The 20,126-nt window shown below is 71.3% G+C and carries 20 protein-coding genes; 7 read left to right on the top strand and 13 right to left on the bottom strand.

The genetic code is table 11. The annotated features are described in order from the left end of the window. The first annotated feature begins 160 nt into the window (after positions 1–160). From I0C86_RS41945 to I0C86_RS41930, 4 genes are all read left to right on the top strand, one after another. Complete coding sequence (locus I0C86_RS41945) at positions 161–901, top strand: ABC transporter ATP-binding protein (protein ID WP_456319986.1); 741 nt, start codon at positions 161–163, stop codon at positions 899–901. After that, positions 895–3,330: an FtsX-like permease family protein gene (locus I0C86_RS41940; RefSeq protein ID WP_196206873.1), complete on the top strand. Its 2,436-nt coding sequence runs from the start codon at positions 895–897 to the stop codon at positions 3,328–3,330. Before I0C86_RS41945 ends, I0C86_RS41940 begins: the two co-directional genes overlap by 7 nt. Before the next feature lie 143 nt (positions 3,331–3,473). After that, positions 3,474–3,842 (top strand): GntR family transcriptional regulator, encoded by a 369-nt coding sequence (locus I0C86_RS41935; protein ID WP_196206872.1) that lies wholly within the window; start codon positions 3,474–3,476, stop codon positions 3,840–3,842. After that, positions 3,839–4,852: a hypothetical protein gene (locus tag I0C86_RS41930; protein ID WP_196206871.1), complete on the top strand. Its 1,014-nt coding sequence runs from the start codon at positions 3,839–3,841 to the stop codon at positions 4,850–4,852. Before I0C86_RS41935 ends, I0C86_RS41930 begins: the two co-directional genes overlap by 4 nt. Positions 4,853–4,964: 112 nt before the next feature. Here the strand turns inward: I0C86_RS41930 and I0C86_RS41925 are convergent, their stop codons facing one another. The 8 genes from I0C86_RS41925 to I0C86_RS41890 all read right to left on the bottom strand — a co-directional run bounded on the left by I0C86_RS41925 (position 4,965) and on the right by I0C86_RS41890 (position 12,728). Then, on the bottom strand, positions 4,965–5,495 hold the full coding sequence (locus I0C86_RS41925) for a SigE family RNA polymerase sigma factor (protein WP_196206870.1): 531 nt from the start codon (positions 5,493–5,495) through the stop codon (positions 4,965–4,967). Continuing rightward, positions 5,495–6,586, bottom strand: a complete 1,092-nt coding sequence (locus I0C86_RS41920) for a hypothetical protein (protein ID WP_196206869.1) — start codon at positions 6,584–6,586, stop codon at positions 5,495–5,497. Before I0C86_RS41920 ends, I0C86_RS41925 begins: the two co-directional genes overlap by 1 nt. Positions 6,587–6,694: 108 nt before the next feature. Further along, on the bottom strand, positions 6,695–7,189 hold the full coding sequence (locus I0C86_RS41915; protein ID WP_196206868.1) for a DUF7919 family protein: 495 nt from the start codon (positions 7,187–7,189) through the stop codon (positions 6,695–6,697). Positions 7,190–7,231: 42 nt separating this feature from the next. After that, complete coding sequence (locus I0C86_RS41910; protein ID WP_196206867.1) at positions 7,232–7,837, bottom strand: UTRA domain-containing protein; 606 nt, start codon at positions 7,835–7,837, stop codon at positions 7,232–7,234. A gap of 28 nt (positions 7,838–7,865) precedes the next feature. Beyond that, a complete protein-coding gene (locus I0C86_RS41905; protein WP_196206866.1) occupies positions 7,866–8,621 on the bottom strand; it encodes a LytR/AlgR family response regulator transcription factor in 756 nt (251 codons plus the stop codon). 22 nt (positions 8,622–8,643) lie between these two features. Next, positions 8,644–9,861 (bottom strand): sensor histidine kinase, encoded by a 1,218-nt coding sequence (locus tag I0C86_RS41900; protein ID WP_196206865.1) that lies wholly within the window; start codon positions 9,859–9,861, stop codon positions 8,644–8,646. Positions 9,862–9,999: 138 nt separating this feature from the next. Further along, positions 10,000–11,559 (bottom strand): sugar transferase, encoded by a 1,560-nt coding sequence (locus I0C86_RS41895; RefSeq protein ID WP_323374165.1) that lies wholly within the window; start codon positions 11,557–11,559, stop codon positions 10,000–10,002. Between the two features lie 308 nt (positions 11,560–11,867). After that, positions 11,868–12,728: an Fpg/Nei family DNA glycosylase gene (locus I0C86_RS41890; protein ID WP_196206864.1), complete on the bottom strand. Its 861-nt coding sequence runs from the start codon at positions 12,726–12,728 to the stop codon at positions 11,868–11,870. Between the two features lie 111 nt (positions 12,729–12,839). Here I0C86_RS41890 and I0C86_RS41885 point away from each other — a divergent pair, with 111 nt between their 5' ends. After that, positions 12,840–14,003, top strand: a complete 1,164-nt coding sequence (locus tag I0C86_RS41885) for a glycosyltransferase family 4 protein (RefSeq protein ID WP_196206863.1) — start codon at positions 12,840–12,842, stop codon at positions 14,001–14,003. Positions 14,004–14,071: 68 nt separating this feature from the next. On the opposite strand, the gene I0C86_RS41880 is transcribed toward I0C86_RS41885, so the two are convergent. The 5 genes from I0C86_RS41880 to I0C86_RS41860 form a co-directional block, all read right to left on the bottom strand. Next, positions 14,072–14,800 (bottom strand): CDP-alcohol phosphatidyltransferase family protein, encoded by a 729-nt coding sequence (locus tag I0C86_RS41880; RefSeq protein WP_196206862.1) that lies wholly within the window; start codon positions 14,798–14,800, stop codon positions 14,072–14,074. After that, positions 14,775–15,842, bottom strand: coding sequence for an iron-containing alcohol dehydrogenase family protein (locus tag I0C86_RS41875; RefSeq protein WP_196206861.1), 1,068 nt, complete (start codon positions 15,840–15,842; stop codon positions 14,775–14,777). Before I0C86_RS41875 ends, I0C86_RS41880 begins: the two co-directional genes overlap by 26 nt. Continuing rightward, positions 15,830–16,561: a phosphocholine cytidylyltransferase family protein gene (locus I0C86_RS41870; protein ID WP_196206860.1), complete on the bottom strand. Its 732-nt coding sequence runs from the start codon at positions 16,559–16,561 to the stop codon at positions 15,830–15,832. Before I0C86_RS41870 ends, I0C86_RS41875 begins: the two co-directional genes overlap by 13 nt. Before the next feature lie 162 nt (positions 16,562–16,723). Then, complete coding sequence (locus I0C86_RS41865; protein ID WP_196206859.1) at positions 16,724–17,626, bottom strand: hypothetical protein; 903 nt, start codon at positions 17,624–17,626, stop codon at positions 16,724–16,726. Further along, a complete protein-coding gene (locus I0C86_RS41860; protein ID WP_196206858.1) occupies positions 17,623–18,072 on the bottom strand; it encodes an NUDIX hydrolase in 450 nt (149 codons plus the stop codon). The genes I0C86_RS41865 and I0C86_RS41860 overlap by 4 nt, the downstream gene beginning before the upstream one ends. Positions 18,073–18,190: 118 nt before the next feature. On the opposite strand from I0C86_RS41860, the gene I0C86_RS41855 reads away from it, so the two are divergent. Then, positions 18,191–18,583 (top strand): CBS domain-containing protein, encoded by a 393-nt coding sequence (locus tag I0C86_RS41855; protein ID WP_196206857.1) that lies wholly within the window; start codon positions 18,191–18,193, stop codon positions 18,581–18,583. Between the two features lie 107 nt (positions 18,584–18,690). Further along, positions 18,691–19,785, top strand: a complete 1,095-nt coding sequence (locus tag I0C86_RS41850; RefSeq protein WP_196206856.1) for an aminotransferase-like domain-containing protein — start codon at positions 18,691–18,693, stop codon at positions 19,783–19,785. Positions 19,786–20,126: the final 341 nt, after the last annotated feature.

The raw sequence follows: 20,126 nt of genomic DNA, 5'->3' as shown, positions 1-20,126 counted from the left end.
CCCTGTACCGCACGCTCGCCCCGACCGCCCCGACCGCCCCGACCGCCCCGACCACTCCGGCTGCCCCCACCGCGCGCCCGGATGCCGCCGCCGTGGCCGGACCGACCGCCGCGACCGTCCGGTGAACAGCGGGACCACGCAGGCAGCGGACAGGAGAACCATGATGACCGACCAGACCTCGGACGCCGTCCGGCTGCTGTCGGTGACCCGGCGCTACGGCAACGACGTAACCGCGCTGGACGACGTCACCCTGGGATTCCCGGCCGGCACCTTCACCGCCGTGATGGGGCCGTCGGGCTCGGGGAAATCCACGATGTTGCAATGCGCCGCCGGCCTCGACCGGCCGGACTCGGGCCGGGTCATCATCGCCGGCCAGGAGCTGACCAAGCTCAGCGAGCGCCGGCTCACCCTGCTGCGCCGCGAGCACCTGGGATTCGTCTTCCAGTCGTTCAATCTGCTACCGGCACTGACCGCCGAGCAGAACGTCGAGCTGCCGTTGCGGCTGGCCGGCAGACGCCCGGACCGGGCCCTGGTACGGTCCTGCCTCGCCGAGGTGGGACTCGCCGACCGCGCCACGCACCGGCCGGGGCAGCTCTCCGGTGGCCAACAACAACGGGTCGCGATCGCCCGGGCGCTGTCCACCAACCCGGCGGTGCTGTTCGCCGACGAACCGACCGGTGCGCTGGACACCCGTACCAGCCGCGAGGTGTTGACCCTGCTGCGTGAGCTGGTGGACCGGCGCGGTCAGACCGTGGTGATGGTCACCCACGATCCGGTGGCCGCCTCGTACGCGCACCAGGTCGTCTTCCTCTCCGACGGACGGGTGGCGGAGACCCGGTCGGATCCCACGGTCGACACCGTGATCGCCGACCTGACCCGGCTGGAGGCCGCATCATGTTGATCACCGCGTTACGCACCCTCCGCCTGCGCTGGGTCTCCTTCGTCGGGTGCTTTCTCGCCCTGGCCCTCGGCGTCGCCCTGATCGCGGCGATGGGCCAGGTGCTGGCCTCCAGCATCGGCACGCCGGACCGGGCGCCGCAGCGCTACGCCGGCACACCGGTGGTCGTGGTGCCGGACGACCAGCTCACGGTCCCGACCTGGCAGGGTGGTGACAGCGCCCCGCTGGCCGAGCCGCGTGGGCTGCCCGCCGACCTGCCCGGCCGGATTCCACGGTCCGTCGTGGACCGGGTCTTCTACGCGGCCCTGCCCGATGCCCCGGCCGGCAGCGTGGGACGGCCGTGGTCGGCCGCCCGGACAGCACCGTACGAGCTGACCTCGGGGCGGGCACCGGGCGGCGATCGGGAGATAGCGGTCAGCAATGGCGCGCAGGTCGGCGACCGGGTCGAGGTGCACACCTCCGCCGGCTCCGAGCCGTACACGGTGGTCGGGGTGACCACGACCGGGCCGGAACCCGTGGTCTTCTTCACCGACGCCGAGGCGGCCCGGCTCTCGCCGCGCATCGACGCCCTCGCGGTCTGGGGTACGACGGCAGACCTCCCGGCGGCCGGACCCTGGCGGGTGCTGGAAGGTCAGGACCGGGCGCTGGTCGATCCCGACCGGGAGGCTGACGCTGACCATCGCAACGACACCAACACGATCGTCGGGATCGCGGTCGGGTTCGCGGCCTTCATCGCGATCTTCGTGATGTCGTCGACCTTCGCGCTGGCGATCGGGCAGCGCCGGCGCGAGTTCGCCCTGCTCCGCACCATCGGAGCCACGCCCGGTCAGGTGCGGCGGATGCTCTACGCGGAGGCCGGCGTCATCGCCGTGATCGCTTCCGCGCTCGGCAGCCTGCTCGGCCCGTTCGCCGCCGGCCCGATCCTGCACTGGCTGGTACGACTGAAGATGGCCTCGCCGTGGATGACCGTGAGTGACTCGTCCGTACCGGCGATCGTCGCGGCGGCCAGCGGACTGACCGTGGCGCTACTCGGCACGCTCGTCGTGTCCTGGCGCGCCGGCCGGGTACGTCCGGTCGAGGCGCTGCGCGAGGCGGCCGTCGAGCCCCGGGCGATGACCTTCATCCGGTGGCTGCTCGGGCTGGGCACGCTGGCCGGGGCGCTGATCTCGATGCTGGTGACCGTCCTGGCCGACCCCGGCTCGGCTACCAACCGCAAGTCGTACATGCCGATCATCATGTTGCTGATCGCGGCCATCGGGGTGCTCGCGCCGGCCGTGGTGGCACCGGTGACCCGGGTACTGACCGCGCCGCTGATGCGCCTGCGGGGTGCGGGAGGTGTGCTGGTCTCCGCCGGGGCGGTCGCTTCGGTGCGGCGTACCGCCGCCACGGCCGCGCCGGTGATGATGGCTGTGGCGCTCACCGGTTCCCTTCTCGGGGCGTCCGCGCTGACCGACGACGCCAGGGACGCCGCCCGGGTCCGGCCGGTCCTGGCCGACTACCTCGTGCTGCCGGACGGCGCCCCCGGACTCAGCGACCAACTCGTGCGACGGCTGCGGGCGGTTCCCGGCGTCGACGTCGCCACCACGACTCCCACCAGCGTGTACACCCTCGAAGGGAACACCGCGCTGATCCGGCGTCCGGCCGAGGCGATCGACCCGACCCGGATGTCCGTGGTGTACGACCTTCCACCGCTGATCGCGGGCTCGCTGGCCGATCTCCGGGACGACAGTGTCGTGGTCGGCCAGGACTGGGGACTGAAGGTCGGCGACACCGCGCGGGTCTGGCTCGGCGACGGCGAGCAGACCACGTTGACCGTCGCCGGAGTGATCCCCGGACTGGCGGCGACCAGCGCGTACGTGACCGCCGCGCATGCGTTCGACGCGATGCCGTCGGTCGGGTACGTCAAGCTGCGTCCGGGCGTCGACGCGGAGGCGACGATGACCGCCCTGCGGCAGGCGACCGCGGGCCAACATGCCCGGACCGTCACCCGGCTGGACTGGTCGGCGAGCGAGAGCGGACGGCAGGGCGAGGCCAGCCGGCTCGGACTGTTCGTGGTGTTGGGGATCCTGCTCGCGTTTCTGGCTGTCGCGATCGTCAACACCGGGCTCATCTCGGCGTCGCAGCGTACCGCCGAACAGGCCACACTGCGTCTGGTCGGTGCCACTGCCGGCCAGATCCGGCGTTACGTCGTCGGCGAGTCGCTGTTGGTGGTCACGGTAGGTGTGGTTCTCGCCGCCGCGACCACCGTGGTGAGCCTGGCCGGGCTGTGGGCGGCGCTCGCCCGGGTGGCCGGACCGATGGCCGTCGACCTGCCGTGGTCGTCGTTGGGGGCCGTCGTGGCCGGCTGCGCGGTCCTGGCCGTCCTGGCTGCGGTGCTGGCCGCCCGGACGCCACGGTCGGCGCTCGCCACCGCCGAAGATGGACGCGGCTGAGCGCGAAAGCCCCGTTGACCGGGAAGCCTGCCCTGGAGACGCCCGCGTCCCGGCCTGGACACCAGGCCGGACGCGGCCGACGACGCGCCGCGCCGGACGCCCGGGCCACCACATTGCTTGACTTGTTCTAGTAGTATGCAAACATGTTGTTCAGTGTTGTACCGGCGAGCGGAACGCCGCTCGCCGAGCAGATCGCGGCCAACGTGCGTCGCGGGTTGGCCGAGGGCGCGCTGCGGCACGGTGATCGGCTGCCGGCGGCCCGGGAGCTTGCCGACACCCTGGACGTCAACATGCACACGGTTCTCCGGGCATACGCGGCACTGCGCGACGACGGGCTGATCGAACTGCGGCGCGGTCGTGGCGCGGTGGTGACCGGCGCGGTGCCCCGGGAGCGGGCGCAGGTGATCGAGTGGGTGCGGCACCTGGTGAGCGACGCGCGGCGGGCCGGCGTCGGCCTGGACGAGGTCGTCGCACTGGTACGCCAGCAATACGCGAAGGAGGCAGGCGGATGAGGACAGTACGGTGGATTGCCGGAATCGGTCTCTTGCCAGGAGCGCTGCTCGGCGGCGCGACGGCCCTGACGCTGGCATGGCGGGAGCGCCTGCCGGATCGCCTACCCAACCAGGGCGGCGTCGGCGACCGCCCGGTGATGACCACGATCCCGGTCGACACGCTGACCGCGATCCTGATCGGAGTGGCCCTCGCCGCATGGATCACCGGGCTCGTCGTGTTCCTCGCCGCCGGCCGGCTGCCCCGGATACCCCGGCACTGGCTACGCGCCGGTGTGCAGGTCGCGGTCGCCACCGTTGCCAGCGCGGCGGTGACGATCCTGCTGATGGTGCTGGGAGCGGCGCTCGACGCGACCACGGCAGCCGACGTCAACATCTCCTGGGGCTACTTCGCCGCCACCATGGCCGTGCCGGCAGTGGTCGCCGCCGGGTCAGGACTCGTGGCGATCCTGCTGGCGGGCCGTGCCCCGGAACGGCCCTCGGACCCCACTGCGACGACCGTGAGCGCCGCAGCGCCGCAGCGGGCCCAGCCCACCTCCGCAGTCGACGACGAGCGACTGCTCTGGTGGGAGTCGCGTTCGCTGCGCCCGGTCGTCTGGGCGATGGTGGCGCTCGCCCTCTCCGGTCTCCTGCTCGCCGCCGTGCTGGTGCCCCTCGTCGGCGTGCCCGGCTGGGCGGGGCTGGCGCCGACCGTGACCGCGCCCGTACTGCTCCCGTTCACCCGCTACCGGCTCGCCATCGACGCGCGCGGAGTCCGGCTCACCTTCGGTCTGGTCCGATGGCGACTGCCGCTGACCGCCATCGCCGCTGCGGAGGAGACTTCCCTGGACGCGGCAACCTGGCTCACCCGGGGAATGCTGCGCGGCGCGACCGATCGCACGCTACCGCTGCTGCCCGGCCCGGTTCTGGCCCTCCGGCTGACCGACGGCACCTGCCGGCTCGTCACGTGCCGCGACGTCGGCACCGCGGTCAACGCCGTCAATGCCCTACGTGCCAGGGCGACCGCCCGCTGACCCCGCACACGGCGTCCGGACCCGGTGCCCGGCATCGGGTCCGGCGCCGCTCGTAGCCCTCGCTCGCCCGTGCCCGAGAGCGGGTGTGACCGCCGGGGCCTTCAACGTCCGGTCACGTCAAGCCCGCCGAAGACACCTGAAACGCCTCGGCGAGCGGACCATCGACGCGACGGAGGGCACTGATCGCCCGGCTGGCCCGGCTCTTCACCGTGCCGGTCGAGCAGTTCAACATCCCGGCGATCTCCTGCTCGCTCAGACCGGCCCAGTACCGCAGGACCAGCACCACCCGCTGCTGGGCGGGCAGCTCGCGCAGCGCTGTCAGCACGAGCCGGGCGGTGTCTCGCGGCTCGTACGGGTCGGCGGCCCGCCGCTCCGGCAGCTCCCCGGTGGGGACCTCCTGGCGCCACAGCCGCCGTCCGGCCCGCCAGGCCGCACGCACCATCACCCGCCTGGTGTACGCGTCCGCGTCGCCGTCCGGGTGCAGTCGGTGCCAGGCACGGTAGGTCTTGACCAGCGCCTCCTGGGCGAGGTCCTCGCCGTGTCCGTGGTCCCCGGTGAGCAGGGTGCCGTGCCGGACCAGGGCGGCGTAGCGGGCATTGACGAACTCGGCGAAACTGTCCGGTTCGGACCCGCGCTTACCCATCAGCCCTCCCCGTCGGTGAGCAGGGCCCGGATCTCGGCCAGGAAGCCGGCGGGCAGCCGGACCCGACCGCCCATCGACGAGGTGGCGAAGGCGCACTCGTCGGTGCTGCTGATCGCGACCACGGCCTGCGCGAAACCGGACGGATAGTGCAACGTGACTGTGGCCATGTCCTTAGCGGCCAGCTTCCGGCCCGGGGTCAGCGGCTGCGCCGAAGCGCAGGGCAGTTCGTCTGTCTGGACGACCTGGTCCAGTCCACGCAGCCGCTCCAGCACCTGGGCGATCGCGGCCGCGTCGGTGGAGTCGATGCGGTCCCGGCCCCGCTGGCCGACCGTCACGCGCGGCGGGGTCTCCGGCAGGACCAGCCGTCCGGGTACGACCGGTTCGCTCCGGATCGAGCCGAGGACGAAATCCAGGTCCTTCAGAGGCACCTGGATTTCGAGCAGTGTTCCGGCCCATGGGACCGCGAGGTTGAAGGAGGCCGACCTTTGGAACCTCTCGAAGTTCAAGATGTCGTTGTCGGACAGCCAGGCTGGCTGCCCGCCCGGCAGGACCAACTCGCTGACGCCCTCGCTGAAGACCTTGGAACTCGGTTTTTCCGACAAGCCATAGTGGGGCGGAAACCAGGAGTGAAGCCGGATAATGTCAGCGCGTCCGTGGCACCTCTCGTTGCGCATCCAAACGACGTTGACCAGCACCGACCGGGGTGCCACCTCACAGTCGGTGACCCGCTGGCCACTGACGACCCGCCAGCCGTCCGGAACGGTCAGGATCAGGCCGTTCGCGCGTACCTCCTCGTCGGTCACCGTCGCCGCTACCGTCTGTCGGCTGTTCGGCTCGGAGGGAAGGGTGGGTGGGGCGCTGGCACTCGCGGAGGGGTTGGCGCCGGTCGTTTCGCCGCCACCTCGGTTCGCGACGACGAGGCCGCCGGTGGCGAGCAGGGCGACCGCCACCACCCCGGACGCCCCAGCGCCGGCCAGCCGGTGCCGCCGCGAGGCCCGACCGCGCCGGAGCACCGCCGACACCGGGTCGACAACCCGTGGCCGGGTGTCTTCGACTGCCGCGTCGAGCAGCGACCGGATTCGTTCAGTCATTGCCGTACCTCCCTGGGATGGTGTCCACCCGTGCAAAGACACCGGGAAGCGCATCGGTTCCGCTGCCAGGGCGGTGGATTCCAGCGGTGGGCCGGGTCGTTCGTCCGCTCAGTCGAAGGTGAGACGTTCGGCGTCGGTCGGTATCCACGGGCTTCCATCCATTGCCCAGGACGGGTCGTACGACCCGACCGCGTCAACGAAGCTCTCCGGCGGTTGGTACGAGTGCGCCCTGACGTAGTGCCAGACGAGTGTTGGCGCGGCGAACATCGCGCCGGTACGCCACGGCACCCTGATCTCGGCGTTTGCCCGCAGTACCGCGCCGCCGGGATGTTCTACCGGGAGCGGGGAGTCATTCGGCCCTCTCGGGCAGAAGGTGCACGCATGGAATCCGCGGGTGGCGTTGACCAGCGGTCCCGCCGCGATGTTCCGCAGGGCGTCCGCGAACCACTCGGGGGTCGAGCCCACCGGAAAGCCGGCCGGAGCGTCCAGCCACCCGATGTTGAGCCGGTCGTACCGGGGTCGGAACTCGAGCCACCCCCAGTCGTGCCCGATGCTCTCGGTTTCGAAGTAGGTGTAGGCGCTCAGGTCATCGAAGTGCGTCATCCGGCATTGCTACCAGACCGGTCCACCAGAGCCGGTGTCGTGTCATGCGTCCCACCGCTTCAGGACCGTGGTGTAGACCAGTTCGGTCCGATCACCGGGAAACACGGCGTCGGCGACCTCGACCACCCGTCCGGTGACGTCCACCGAGATCTTGCGCAGCGTCAGGACGGAGACTTCCGGTTCGAGGTCGAGCATCGTGGCCTCACTCGGCGACGGCGGGCGGGTTCGGATCTGGTCCTGCACCCGGGCCAGCTCGACGCCGACGGTGTGGAGTTGGTGCTGCGTACCGCCCGGCCAGGGTTCGTTTCCAGGGTCCAGCAGGTCCGGGTTCCGCGCCACCAGTTCGTACGGCAGGTAGGAGCACGAGGCGGAGAGCGGGACGGCCCCGCTCCGGCGGCTGGTCCGGTAGACCCGGCGGAGCAGCGGAGTACCGGTCGGCACCCCGAACGCCGAGGCCAGGTCCTCGTCGGCCTCGATCCGGGCGTACTCGGTGTGGAAGTCGAGATCGTGGGTGCTCAGGCCGGTGTCCCGCTCGGTCCCGCCGGTCGAGCGCCGTTCGGCCTCGCTGAGCCGTACCCGATCCTTCTCCCACTGGTACCGCTCACTGTTCCGGCGCCGGAGTTCCGGGCCGTCGTCGCTGGAGCTCATCCCTTCCACGCTACGGGCTGATCCGGCGTCAGCGGTTCCAGTCCTGCTTCGCGGCGCGGACCAGTTTGTCCTTCAGTTCGCGGGTGTGCCGCCGGCTGACCGGCAACTCGGTCTCGTCGACCACGACGACGTAGCCCGAGTTCGCCAACCGCAGCTCGGCGATCAGGCGGAGCTGCACCAGATACGACCGGTGGATCCGGACGAATCCCGCGTCGGCCCAGCGCTCGGCGAGGGTGGCCAGCGGTACCCGGACCAGGTGTGAACCGTCGGCGGTGTGCAGCCGGGCATAGTCGCCCTGCGCCTCCACCCACCGTACGGCCGAGCGGGGCAGCATCCGGGTGGTGCCGGCCAGCTCCACCGGGATCGTCGGATCGGGTTCGGCTCTCGCCATCGCCGCCGGATGCGTCGGCACCACCCGCGAGCCGACGACGCGGCGCAGCGACTCGGCGAGCCGTTCGGCCTGGACCGGCTTGCGTACGTAGTCGGTGGCGCCGAGGTCGAAGGCGTCGACCGCCCCGTCGTCGTACGCGGTGACGAAGACGATCGCCGGTGGCCGGGCGAACCGCCGCAGCACCCGGGCCAGTTCCATGCCGTCGAGACCCGGCATCCGGATGTCGAGGAAGACCACGTCGACGTCGGCGTCCCGGAGCACCCGCAGCGCCTCGGTCGCGTCGCCGGCGGTGTGCAGCCGGGCCACCCGGGGATCGGCCCGCAGGTGGTAGGCGAGTTCGTCGAGCGCGGGAGGCTCGTCGTCGACCGCCAGGACCCGCAGGAATCCGGTCATGCCGACACCTCGCCGCGTCCGCTCATGCGCTGGCCCGGACGTGGCGGTGGAACTTCGGCACCCGCATGCTCACCTTCGTACCCGATCCGAGGCCGGTCTCCACGACCAGGCCGAACTGGTCGCCGAAGACCGACCGGAGTCGCTCGTCCACGTTGGAGAGCCCGACGTGCTGGCCGGAGTCGTCGGACGGGTCGGCCGCGGCCTCGGCGATCCCGGAGACCAGTACGGCCGGATCCATTCCGACGCCGTCGTCCTCGACCGTTATGTGGCACTCGGCTCCGGCGTCGCGTGCTTCGATGCTCACCATTCCCACCCCCGGTTTGCGGGACAATCCGTGTCGGACGGCGTTCTCGACCAGCGGTTGCAGGCACAGGAACGGCAGGCTGACCGGCAGCACCTCGGGGGCGATCTGTAGCCGCACCTGGAGCCGGTCACCGAACCGCGCCCGCTCGATGGTCAGGTACCTGTCGATGGACCGCAACTCCTCGGCGAGCGTGGTGAACTCCCCGTGGGCGCGGAACGAGTACCGGGTGAACTCGGCGAACTCCAGGATCAGTTCGCGGGCTCGCTCGGGATCGGTCCGGACGAACGATCCGATCGCGGTCAGGGCGTTGTAGATGAAGTGTGGGCTGATCTGCGCCCGCAGCGCCCGTACCTCGGCTCGGGCCAGCCGCTCCCGGGACGAGTCGAGTTCGGCGAGCGCGAGCTGGGCCCCGGCCCAGTGGGCGGTCTCCAGCGCCGCCTGCACCAGGCCCGGCGCGGGCTGGTCGTCGGCGATGGCCACCAGCGCGACCGTGGCCCGGCCGTCCGGACCGGTCAGCGGGGCGATCACGGCGCCCCGGACCGGGCAGTCGACCCGGTCACAGCGCAGTTCGGTCTCGCCGAGCACAGTGGACCGGCGCATGTTGATGGTCTGGACGGCGGCGGCGAGCAGTTGCTGGCCGTGGTGGCCGCCCCGGCCGTCGAGTGCCAGCAGCCGGTCGCGGTCGGCCAACGCCAGTCCGGCGGAACCGACCAGGGTACGCAGGTGGCGTACCGCCTTGGCGGCGCCGGCCGGGGTGAGCCCGGCGCGGAGCGGCTCGGCGGCCAGGCCGGCGGTGTGCAGAACGTCGTAGGTGGCCCGTTGGGTGGCGGTGGCGATTCCCCGCCGGGCTCGTAGCCGGACGACGGCGAAGAGCGCAGCGCCCAACGCGCTGATCATCGCCACCACGGCGATCGCCGTGGAAAGGTTCGGCCCCACGCAGAGATCCTGACGGTTTCCGCCCGGTTCGCCAAGCCCGCGTACATCCGGATCCCGTCCCCGGTCGGTCCGGATCGCGCCGCTGCCGGTGCGTCGTCGGTACGCGCCCCCGCGTCGTCGGTACGCGCCTCGGCGCCGTCAGTACGCGCCCTTGCGGGCCAGTACGACCCCGATGGTCCGCCACAGGATGCTCAGGTCGTACGCCAGCGACCAGTTGTCGACGTAGTAGAGGTCGAGTCGCACGGCCTCGTCCCAGGACAGGTCGGAGCGGCCGGAGACCTGCCAGAGCCCGGTGATGCCGGGCCGGACCAGCAGCCGGCGCCGGACGTCGCCGAGGAAGTCGCCGTCGTCGGCGGGAAGCGGGCGGGGACCGACCAGGGACATCTCGCCCCAGAGCACGTTGATCAGCTGAGGCAACTCGTCGAGCGAACTGGCCCGGAGGAACCGCCCGGCCGCGAAGACCCGGGGATCGTCCTTGATCTTGAACAGCATGCCGTCGGTCTCGTTCTGGTCGACCAGGCCGGCGAGGCGCTGTTCGGCGTCGACGTACATGGTCCGGAACTTCCAGACCCGGAACGTCCGGCCCTCGTGGCCGACCCGAGGCTGCCGGAAGAAGACCGGCCCGGGGTCGGAGAGCCGGATCGCCACCGCGATCGTGACGAAGAGCGGAACGAGCAGCAGAAGTCCGAATCCGGCGGCCAGCCGGTCGAGCAGGTTCTTGGCCAGCAGCGCCGGGCCGGAGAGGGTCGGCTCCTCGACGTGCAGCAGCGGCAGGCCCTCGATCGGCCGGATGTGCACCCGGGGACCGGCGATGTCGGTGAGCTGCGGCGCCACGATCAGGTCGACCCCGGACCCCTCCAGCTGCCAGGCGAGCCGGCGCAGCTCGCCCGGTTCGGTGCTGGCCGAGCCGCAGACCGCGATGGTGTCGCCGCCGACCTCCCGGACCAGCGACAGGATGTCCCGGCCGGCGTAGACCGGGATCGGGGTCTCGATGCCCCGGGCCGCCGCGTACCCGTCGGTGAGGTGGATGGCCACCGGGATGAGCCCGGCGGCCGGGCTCCGGCTGACCGCCGTGTAGACCTCGAGCGCCTCGGGCAAGGTGCCGACCAGCACCACCTGCTGGGCGGCCTGCCCGGCCCGGCGGCGGATCGTGTGCAGCACGAACCGGGCGAGGTAGCGGGCGAACAGGATCAGCAGCATCGCGCCGAGCAGCGCGGTGCCGACCGTGAGCCGGGACAGGTCGGTGTTGGTGGCGAAGGTGACGAAGGAGACGCTCGCCGCGACCGCCACCCCAGCCCGGGTGACCCGCTTGAACTCGTCGGTACCGAGCCCGAGGTAGCGCCGGTCGTAGGCCCCGTTGGCCCAGAGCACGATCAGCCAGCCGAGTGGAAGCAGCAGGTACGAGACGGTGTGGAACCAGGCGGATGTCTGGAAACCGGCCCTGGCCTGCTCGAACCTCGCGATGGCGATCCAGCTCGCCAGCACCGCCGCGCCGAAGTCGAGCAGCAGGAGCGCCGCGATGTACGGCCGGTGCCAGCGGGACACCCGCCGGTGGGCCCGCGCCCACGCGGACCGGGGTACGCCATTCGGCTGCGGAGCGGTCGGCGGCTGGATCTCGAAGCTGTCGACGTGCCGCAGGGTGCTCGGTTGGCCAGCGTTGCCTACCGGGCGCTGGAGGCTTGTCGTCACCTCACCCACGTCCTCCCGCGTGACACGTGCCGCCCATCTGCCGTAAGGGCTCGGGTCGCCCACCGTCTCAGTCTCTCCCATGCAGGCCCTGCGGGGACGCCGACCCGAGGGACAGGACGCCGCCCGCTCCACCGGCGGAAAGAGCCGGGCCGCCCCAGAGCAGAGTCGCAGACCGGGTCACTATACCGACGGAAAGCGTTGGCGGTAGAGCCCAGCACAGGCCGGTTCATCGCCTCGTGGGCGTTTTCTGCTCTGATCAAGAGTTCAGGGTCACCCAACGTACAAGCACAATCGCTCAACAGACAAACACCCGTCGCTCAGCGGACGAGCCGGGAGAGGCGGCGGTCGGCGAGCGGCTTGCCGCCGGTCTGACAGCCGGGGCAGTACTGCAGGCTGGAGTCGGCGAACGACACCTCACGGACGGTGTCGCCACAGACGGGACACGGCAGGCCGGTCCGGGCGTGTACCCGCAACCCGGCCCGTTTCTCCCCCTTCAACTCGGCGGCCCGCTGCCCCATCGAGCGGGTGACGGCGTCGCCGAGCACCTCCCGGACCGCCGCGTGCAGGGTCGCCAGCTGTGCGTCGGAGAGCCGGTTCGTGAGCGCGAACGGCGAGAGCTTCGCGACGTGCAGGATCTCGTCCGAGTACGCGTTGCCGATGCCGGCCAGCACCTCCTGGTCGGTCAGTACGCCCTTGACCTGTCCACGCCGGCTGCGGAGCCGCTCGGTGAAGGTCGCCAGGTCGGCGGCGAGCGCGTCCGGCCCGAGTCGGCTCACCCCGGGCACCAGCGCCGGATCGGGAACCAGGTAGGCGGCGAGCTTCTTCTGCGTACCGGCCTCGGTGAGGTCGAAGCCGGAGCCGTCGTCGAGACGTACCCGAAGGGCTATGGGTCCTTTGCCGGGTTTGAGGGGAAGTGTGGAGTTGAACGCCTCCCGATAGTGCAGCCAGCCCGCACGGGCCAGATGGACCACCAGGTGCAGATCGCCGTCCAGCCGTACGTCCAGGAACTTGCCGTGCCGACCCGCGTCCACGACCTCCCGCCCCGCTGCCGCCGACGGCGCCGGGTCGTACGTCTTCAGGGCGCTGATCGCCGCGACCTCTATCCGGTCGACCCGCCGGCCGACCGCCCGCTTCCGCAGGTAACCGGCGAGGGCCTCCACCTCCGGTAACTCAGGCACGAGGTAAACGGTAGCGTTCAATCCCCCGGGTGCGGCAATGCGCGCCCATCCGACCGGGCCCGCTCGACGCGTGGCCGGGTCGGCGGCGGTCACGACAGGAGGGCAACCGGCGTGCAGGTGATCGTCGCGCACAACCGCTATCGGGAGGCGCAGCCGTCCGGCGAGAACACCATCGTCGACCAGGAGATCGTCCAGCTCCGGGCGGCCGGCGTGGAGGTTCATCCCTTCCTGCGCAGTTCCGACGAGATCGCCGAGTTCTCCCCGGCCGCCAAGGCGCTGCTGCCGATATCGCCGATCTACGCCCCGAAGGCGCAGCAGGAGCTGAGCCGGCTGATCACCGAGCACCGGCCGGACGTACTGCACCTGCACAACCCGTACCCGCTGCTCTCGCCCTGGGTGGTCCGGACCGCGCACAAGCACCGGGTACCGGTGGTGCAGACCGTGCACAACTACCGCCAGGTCTGCTCCTCGGGGCTCTACTTCCGGGACGGCCGGATCTGCCAGGACTGCCGGGGTCGGGCGCTGGGCGTGCCGGCGATCGTGCACCGCTGCTACCGGGGCTCCCGGGCGCAGAGCGCGCTGATGGCGACGACGCTCGCCGTACACCGGCCGACCTGGCGCTCGGTGGACCGGTACATCGCGCTCACCTCCGGCATCGCCGAGCACCTGCGGGACTACGGCATCCCCGACGACCGGATCGTGATCAAGCCGAACGGGATCCCGGACCCCGGGACGCCACCCCCGCTCGGCGAGGGCTTCCTGTTCTTCGGCCGGCTCTCCCCGGAGAAGGGCGTCGGGCTGCTGCTGGATGCCTGGCGCCGGCACCCGGACGGTGCGCTCGGCCCACTCCGGATCGCCGGCGACGGAGAACTGCGCGGCCTGGCCGAGGCCGCCGCCGCCGAACGCGCCGACGTCGAGTTCCTCGGCCCGCTCGACCGGGCCGGCGTGGCCGCCGCACTCCGCGCCACCGCCGTCGTCCTCGCCGTACCCACCTGGCACGACGTCCTTCCGACGGTGGTGATCGAGGCCCTGGCCGCCGGTCGCCCGGTGCTCGGCACCGCCCTCGGCGGCATCCCCTACCTCGTCGGCACCCACGAACCCACCGGCCCCGCCGGCTGGATCGTCCCCGCCGACCCCGCCGCCCTCGCCGCCGCGCTGCCGACGGCCCGTGCCACGGCCGCCAGCCTCGCATCCCTCGCCCGCACCCGCTACGAGCGGACGTTCCATCCCGACGTCGTCACCCGGCAACTCGTCGACGTCTACACCAAGCTGTAAGGAAGGGCCCCTTCTTATCGTTTTCTGTAGAAGAAGGGTCCCTTCCTAACCGACCAAGCGGGCGGCGCTCAGCGCAGCGAGGCGCGGGCCGAGAAGGCGATGCTGGCGAGCAGGAAGCCGCCGTTGACGAGGGTGAACGCGGCGATGAGCCAGGTCGTCCATCCCGGCACGACGGTCAGCACCAGACCGGCCAGGAAGATCACCGCACCGTAGTCCCGGATCAGCTTCGCCAGCCGGACCGGCAGCGAGGTCGAGGTGACCATGCTGGCCGCGTTCGGGCCGGCGGCCATCACCGAGGTCACCAGGTTGACCATCCAGGTGCCGGCGAACGCCGCGACCAGCCAGGTCGGTGCCGACGGCCGCTGCGCGACCGCCGTCGCCGACAGCGCGGTCACCAGCGCGATCTGGGCCGCCACGTCGCAGAGCACGTCGACCCGGGCGCCGGCCGGGCTGCCCTGGCCGGTGACCCGGGCAAGCTGCCCGTCCGCGCAGTCCAGGGCGTACGCCAACTGCCAACCGACCAGCGCGACCAGGCCGACGATCCAGGCCGGTACGTCCCCGCTGGCCACCTGCCCGGCCAGCGTCACCACGGTCACCGAGACCGCCAGCCCGAGCACCAGGTTGCCCATGGTCAGTGCGGTGGGCGGCAGTCCCATCCGGTGCGCGGTCAGGGCCATGCCGGCGCCGATCCGTTGGCTGATCGCCTCACTGAACAGGCCACCGCCCCGGTTGACCCGGTAGAAGTCGGCGGCGGTGGGCGGGGGCAACAACTCAGCCGAGATGTTCACGGAGTGCATCGACGTAGTTTGCCAGCCGTTCACCGATCGCGTCAGGAGCCAGGTCGAGGTGTTCGAGAATGGTGTACCGGTCCGGCCGGGTACGCGGCGCGTGGTGTACCGCCGCGACGAACTCGGCGTCGCTCAGGCCCAGCTCGGCCGGGGTGGTCGGCAATCCGTGCCGGTGCAGGCAGGACGCCATCTGGCCGAACCGTTCCAGGTCGCCACGCAGGAACGTGCAGAACAGCGCCCCGAGCCCGACCTGTTCGCCGTGCGATCCGGGCCCGGGATTGAGCCGGTCCAGCGCATGCGAGATCAGGTGGCAGCCGCCACTGGCCGGTCGACTCGAACCGCAGATCGACATCGAGATCCCGCCCAGGATCAGCGCCTCGGCCAGGGTGGTGAGGAAGCCGTCGTCGGTGATCTTGCCTGGGTGGTTGACCAGCGCCTCCGCCCCGGTCCGGGCCAGCGTCACGGCCAGCCCGTCGATCGGCTCGGCACGTACCCGATGGGCCAGTTCCCAGTCGGCGACCGCGCTGAGGTTGCTCACCGCGTCGCCGATGCCGGCCTGGGTCTGCCGGTCCGGGCCGTTCTCCACGAAGTCGAGGTCGACCACGACGGCGATCGGAATGTGTACCCCGTAGGAGCCCTTTCCGCCGTCGTGGTCGAGGGAGGCGACCGGCGAGGCGATGCCGTCGTTGGCCAGGCTGGTCGCCACGGTCACCATCGGGATCGCGTACCGGGACGCGGCGTACTTGGCGGTGTCGATGGTCTTGCCGCCACCGATCCCGACCACCGCGTCGTAGGAGCGGCGGTGCAGCTTCTCACCGAGTTCCTGGGCGGCGTCCAGGCTGCCACCGGCCACCGTGAAGAAGTCCGCGTTGCCGAGGCCGGGACGAACCAGTTCGGCGATCCGCTCACCCTGACCGGGCCCGACCACCACGGCCACCTCGCCGCCGGCCGAGATGCGTCGGTCGGCCAGCAGCGCGCCCAGGTCCGCGACGGCGCCGCGACGCACGTCGATCACGAGCGGGGTGTTGACGGTACGGGCTAGTAGTGGCATGCGATCTCCCGTGCCCGGGCGAGGTCGTCGTGGTTGTCGACCTCGACCCACGAGACGTCGCCGATCGGCGCGGCCCGTACCTCGCCGCCCCGGTCGGCGAACTCCTGGTAGCCATCCTCGTAGTAGAGGTTCGGATCGCGCCGCCAGGTCGTCTCCAGGGCGTCGGCCAGTTCGGTGGCGATCCGGGACTCGATCAGGGTCGCGCCGATGTACTCCCCGTACGCCTCGGCGGGGTCCATCTGCTTGTTGATCCGGGTGAGCTGGCCGCTGCTGTCGAAGACGGTCTTCATCTCCTCCTCGGCCAACTTCTTGATGTTGTCGATCGCGAGCAGGATGCCGGGGCCACGCTGGGCGAGCAGGGTCTTCTCCACGCTCACCGGATGTACGGTGTCGCCGTTGACCAGCAGCGCTCCCTGGGCGAAGTGGTCCCGGGCCAGCCAGAGCGAGTACGCGTTGTTCCACTCCTCGGCCCGGTCGTTGTGCACCAGGGTCAGCCGTACGCCGTACCGGTCCTGTAGGGCGGCCTTCCGCGACTCGACGGCCTCGGCCGCGTACCCGACCACCACAGTGACGTCGGTGAGTCCGACCTCGGCGAGGTTGCCCAGCGCGATGTCGAGGATCGTCGTCTCCCCGTCGACCGGAATGAGTGCTTTGGGTAGGGTGTCCGTGTACGGGCGCAATCTGCGGCCCGCACCTGCGGCCAGCACCATACCGATCATTCCGGATCCTTCCTCGCGACAATCACCACCGCTGGGAGGATAGCGCCGCGTGACGGCAGCACGAATTCCCGGCGAATCCTGGGCCAATCCGTGTCGACCGTAGCCGCCTGCGGCACGGTTCCGCGCACGAGCCGCCGTCGAACCGGCTGGCCGTACCCCGGCTCAGCCGGGCAGGGCGGCCAGGTCGGCGAGGAGTCGCAGCCGCTCGGGCGGGGTGAGTACGGCGTACGGGCCGGCGGCCCGCCGGTCGGTCTCCAGTTCGATGGCGAGCCGTTCCGGCCCCGACGTCAGGTCGACGATCGTCCGCGCGGTATGCCCGGCAGCCTGCCAGGCGGCGGCGTGCGCGTCCGCACGGTGGTAACGCAGTGTGCCGAGACGGTTGAGCAGCAGGACGCCGACCGGGGTCCCGTCCGGCTCGTACGGCGGCGCCATCGCGCCGAACGCGCCGACCTCGGCCCGTCGGCCCGGATCGGCCCGTCGGCCCGGATCGGCCCGTCGGCCCGGATCGGCCCGTCGGCCCGGATCGGCCGGTCGACCCGGATCTGGCGGCCCGCCGTCGGTCGGGCCGGTCCCGCCGGCCGGCAGGAGGTCGAGCGCGGGTGGTGGGGCGTCGAGTGCGGCGCCGAGCAGCCGGCCGATCGTGTCGACGAGCCGGCGTACCCGCTCGGGGTGCCCGGTCCAGATCTCCCGGGTCACCTCGGCGTGCAACTCGTAGAGCTCGCCGAGGAAGGCCCGGCCGCGCTCGGTGGCGAGGATCCCGCCGTCCGGCTGCCGATGGATCATGCCGTGCGCGACCTGCTTGTCGAGCGCACGTTGACATTCGGCCTGGTCGCCGTAGCGGAGCAGGGCGGCCAGGCCGGTACCGCCGATGGTTCCGGCCGGTGCCGCCAGCCGGGTCCGGAAGTCGACCAGGAAGCCGACAGCGGCCGGCCCGCCGTAGCGCTGGACCAGTTCCGCCCCGCCCCGGTTCCGGGCGGCCGTCATCGCGGCGCGGAAGACCCGGTCGACGGCCGGCCAGACCAGCGCGGCGGCCTGGTGCGGCGCGAGCGGGACGAGGTCGTTCACAGGCCGATCAGGCGCAGGGCACGGAAGGCGTCCTCCGCGATCTGCCGGATCAGTCCGTCGTCGGGGTCGCGGCCCTCGTCGAGAACGCCGACCTCGTTTTCGGCCAGCCACCGGAACTCGGTGTGCTTGCCGGCTTCGAGCCGGGGCCGGGAGAGGTCACCGTCGACCCGGACGAGGAAATCGGACTCGATCCGGTCGAGGCCGTCGTTTCCGGTGTACCGGTACTCGCCGACCAGACCCAGTATCAGCGAGACGGTCCAGCCGGTCTCCTCGGTGACCTCGCGGAACAGCGCCTCCTCGACGGTCTCGCCCGGATCGAGATGACCGCCGACGATGTCCCAGGTGTTGGGAAAGAGCTTACGGTTGGGGGACCGTCGCTGGAAAAAGATCCGGCCCTCGTCGTCGACGACGAGGGCTCCGGCGCAGCGTAGGGGCTCTGTGGACACGCGTCGAGACTAGTCACCCCGACCCGAGGCCTCCCACCGCCTGCTTGTACTTCCCGGCTCGAACGTCCAGTCTGTTCCTACCGGTACCGCCCGTCCCGTCCCGAAGGTGTGATGTGTGATGCGGGTACGCGAAGCGATGTCCAGCAACGTTCTCGTGGTGGGTCCGGAGCACACGCTTCGGCAGGCCGCCCAGATGATGTCCCAGCGGGGCGTCGGCTCCGCGGTCGTGGTCGATCCCGACTCCGAGGGCATCGGCATCATGACCGAACGCGATGTTCTCAATGCCATCGGCGCCGGGCTCGACTGCGATGTCGAACGGACCGCAGCCCACCTGACCTGGGACGTCGTCTACGCCGGCCCGGACTGGACGGTGCACGAGGCGGCCGAGGCGATGGCCCGGGGCGGCTTCCGGCACCTAGTGGTGCTGGATGACGGCGAGGTGCTCGGCATGATCTCGGTCCGGGACATCGTCCGGGTCTGGGTCGACGCCCCGGCGGTCGCGTCGATCTGACCGGCCCGCCCGCCCGATTCCGGGGGCTGCGCGGCTCCGTTGCTCAAGATACGGACATTGTCGTGCCTGCGCCCCGGACGCCGGGAGCGCCCGTAGGCTGGGGAGTCATGACTGCCGAGCAGCTGATCTCCTTCGCCCGTGGGGCGCCGTCGCTGGACATCGTCGACATCGACGGGCTGAAGGCCGCGGCCGGACGCGCCTTCGACGCCGATCCGGCCGGCATCACCGGGTACGGGACATCGGTCGGATACCCACCCCTGCGGAAGTGGATCGCCGACAAGCACGGCGTCGGAGTCGACCAGGTTCTGGTCACCAACGGGTCCCTCCAGGCCGACGCGTTCCTGTTCGCGCACCTGATCCGGCCGGGCGACGCGGTCGTGGTGGAACGGCCGACGTACGACCGGACGCTGCTCAACCTGCAACAGCAGGGCAGCGAGATCCACGCGGTGACGATTCAGCCGGACGGGATCGACACCGAAGAGCTGGGCAAGCTGCTGGAAACCGGGGTACGTCCGAAGCTGGCGCACATCATTCCGAACTTCCAGAACCCGGCCGGGGTGACCCTGGCGCTGGAGAAGCGACAGGCCCTCCTCGAACTGGCCGCGGAGTACGACTTCACGATCTTCGAGGACGATCCGTACGCGGACATCCGGTTCCGGGGCGAGCCGCTGCCCTCGATGCTCTCGCTCGACGAGCGGGGCAGCGTGGTGCACGCCTCCAGCTTCACCAAGACGGTCTGTCCGGGAGTCCGGGTCGGCTACCTGGTCGGACCGGCCGCGCTGATCGCCGACATCGCCAAGGAGGCGACCAACCTCTACATCTCGCCGGGGATGGTGGCCCAGGCGATCGTGCACCAGTTCTGTGTCTCCGGCGACATCGACCGGTCGATCCGTACCGTCAGCACCGCGCTCGGGGAGCGGGCCGCCGCGCTGGGCTCGGCGCTGCGGGAGCACATCCCGGATGTCCGGTTCACCGAACCGAACGGCGGCTACTTCCTCTGGATCGAGCTGCCGCAGAACGTGCGGGTGGATCGGCTGGTGCCGGCGGCGACCGAGCGTGGTGTGACGGTCGTCAAGGGCAGTGACTTCCTCGTCGAGGGCGGGCAGCACGCGCTGCGGCTGGCGTACTCGGGGGTCACGGTCGACCAGATCGACGAGGGTGTACGCCGGCTCGCCGACGCCGTGCGGGCGGTACGCGACTGACACCGGGGCGACAACCTGGCGCCGGGGTACGGCCGGAGGCGGACGCCGCCCGTCTCGTGCCCCGGACGCCGGCCGTCTCGGACCGTCGGCGTTCGCGCCGGCCGGGCATGGAAGCAGCGCCCGATTTCCGGCCGTAACTTGTGTCGGATATCCGACAATGGCCGCCTGCGGTCGATCCGGGGTTTCCTACGGGCCGGTAGGCGGCTCACAATGCTGCGAGCGCCACTCACGTCAGGGGTCGACCATCCGCCGTCGGGCGGCGGCCCGGCGGAGTTCCGTCCGTGGTTGGCGCGGAAGACAGAACCCCCCGCCCCCACGGCGCCGGGTGGGCCGTCCGCACC

The sequence above is a fragment of the Plantactinospora alkalitolerans genome (assembly GCF_015690345.1).
In the GTDB taxonomy this organism is placed as follows: Bacteria; Actinomycetota; Actinomycetes; order Mycobacteriales; family Micromonosporaceae; genus Plantactinospora; species Plantactinospora alkalitolerans.
The sequence above is the reverse complement of the archived record's forward strand: the minus strand, read 5'-3'. Positions and strand labels throughout refer to the sequence as shown.

Excerpts from the sequence above, each read along its gene's own strand:
- I0C86_RS41945 (WP_456319986.1), top strand. The coding sequence starts at position 161 with ATGATGACCGACCAGACCTCGGACGCCGTCCGGCTGCTGTCGGTGACC.
- I0C86_RS41940 (WP_196206873.1), top strand. The coding sequence starts at position 895 with ATGTTGATCACCGCGTTACGCACCCTCCGCCTGCGCTGGGTCTCCTTC.
- I0C86_RS41935 (WP_196206872.1), top strand. The coding sequence starts at position 3,474 with ATGTTGTTCAGTGTTGTACCGGCGAGCGGAACGCCGCTCGCCGAGCAG.
- I0C86_RS41930 (WP_196206871.1), top strand. The coding sequence starts at position 3,839 with ATGAGGACAGTACGGTGGATTGCCGGAATCGGTCTCTTGCCAGGAGCG.
- I0C86_RS41925 (WP_196206870.1), bottom strand. The coding sequence starts at position 5,495 with ATGGGTAAGCGCGGGTCCGAACCGGACAGTTTCGCCGAGTTCGTCAAT.
- I0C86_RS41920 (WP_196206869.1), bottom strand. The coding sequence starts at position 6,586 with ATGACTGAACGAATCCGGTCGCTGCTCGACGCGGCAGTCGAAGACACC.
- I0C86_RS41915 (WP_196206868.1), bottom strand. The coding sequence starts at position 7,189 with ATGACGCACTTCGATGACCTGAGCGCCTACACCTACTTCGAAACCGAG.
- I0C86_RS41910 (WP_196206867.1), bottom strand. The coding sequence starts at position 7,837 with ATGAGCTCCAGCGACGACGGCCCGGAACTCCGGCGCCGGAACAGTGAG.
- I0C86_RS41905 (WP_196206866.1), bottom strand. The coding sequence starts at position 8,621 with ATGACCGGATTCCTGCGGGTCCTGGCGGTCGACGACGAGCCTCCCGCG.
- I0C86_RS41880 (WP_196206862.1), bottom strand. The coding sequence starts at position 14,800 with ATGCACTCCGTGAACATCTCGGCTGAGTTGTTGCCCCCGCCCACCGCC.
- I0C86_RS41875 (WP_196206861.1), bottom strand. The coding sequence starts at position 15,842 with ATGCCACTACTAGCCCGTACCGTCAACACCCCGCTCGTGATCGACGTG.
- I0C86_RS41870 (WP_196206860.1), bottom strand. The coding sequence starts at position 16,561 with ATGATCGGTATGGTGCTGGCCGCAGGTGCGGGCCGCAGATTGCGCCCG.
- I0C86_RS41855 (WP_196206857.1), top strand. The coding sequence starts at position 18,191 with ATGCGGGTACGCGAAGCGATGTCCAGCAACGTTCTCGTGGTGGGTCCG.
- I0C86_RS41850 (WP_196206856.1), top strand. The coding sequence starts at position 18,691 with ATGACTGCCGAGCAGCTGATCTCCTTCGCCCGTGGGGCGCCGTCGCTG.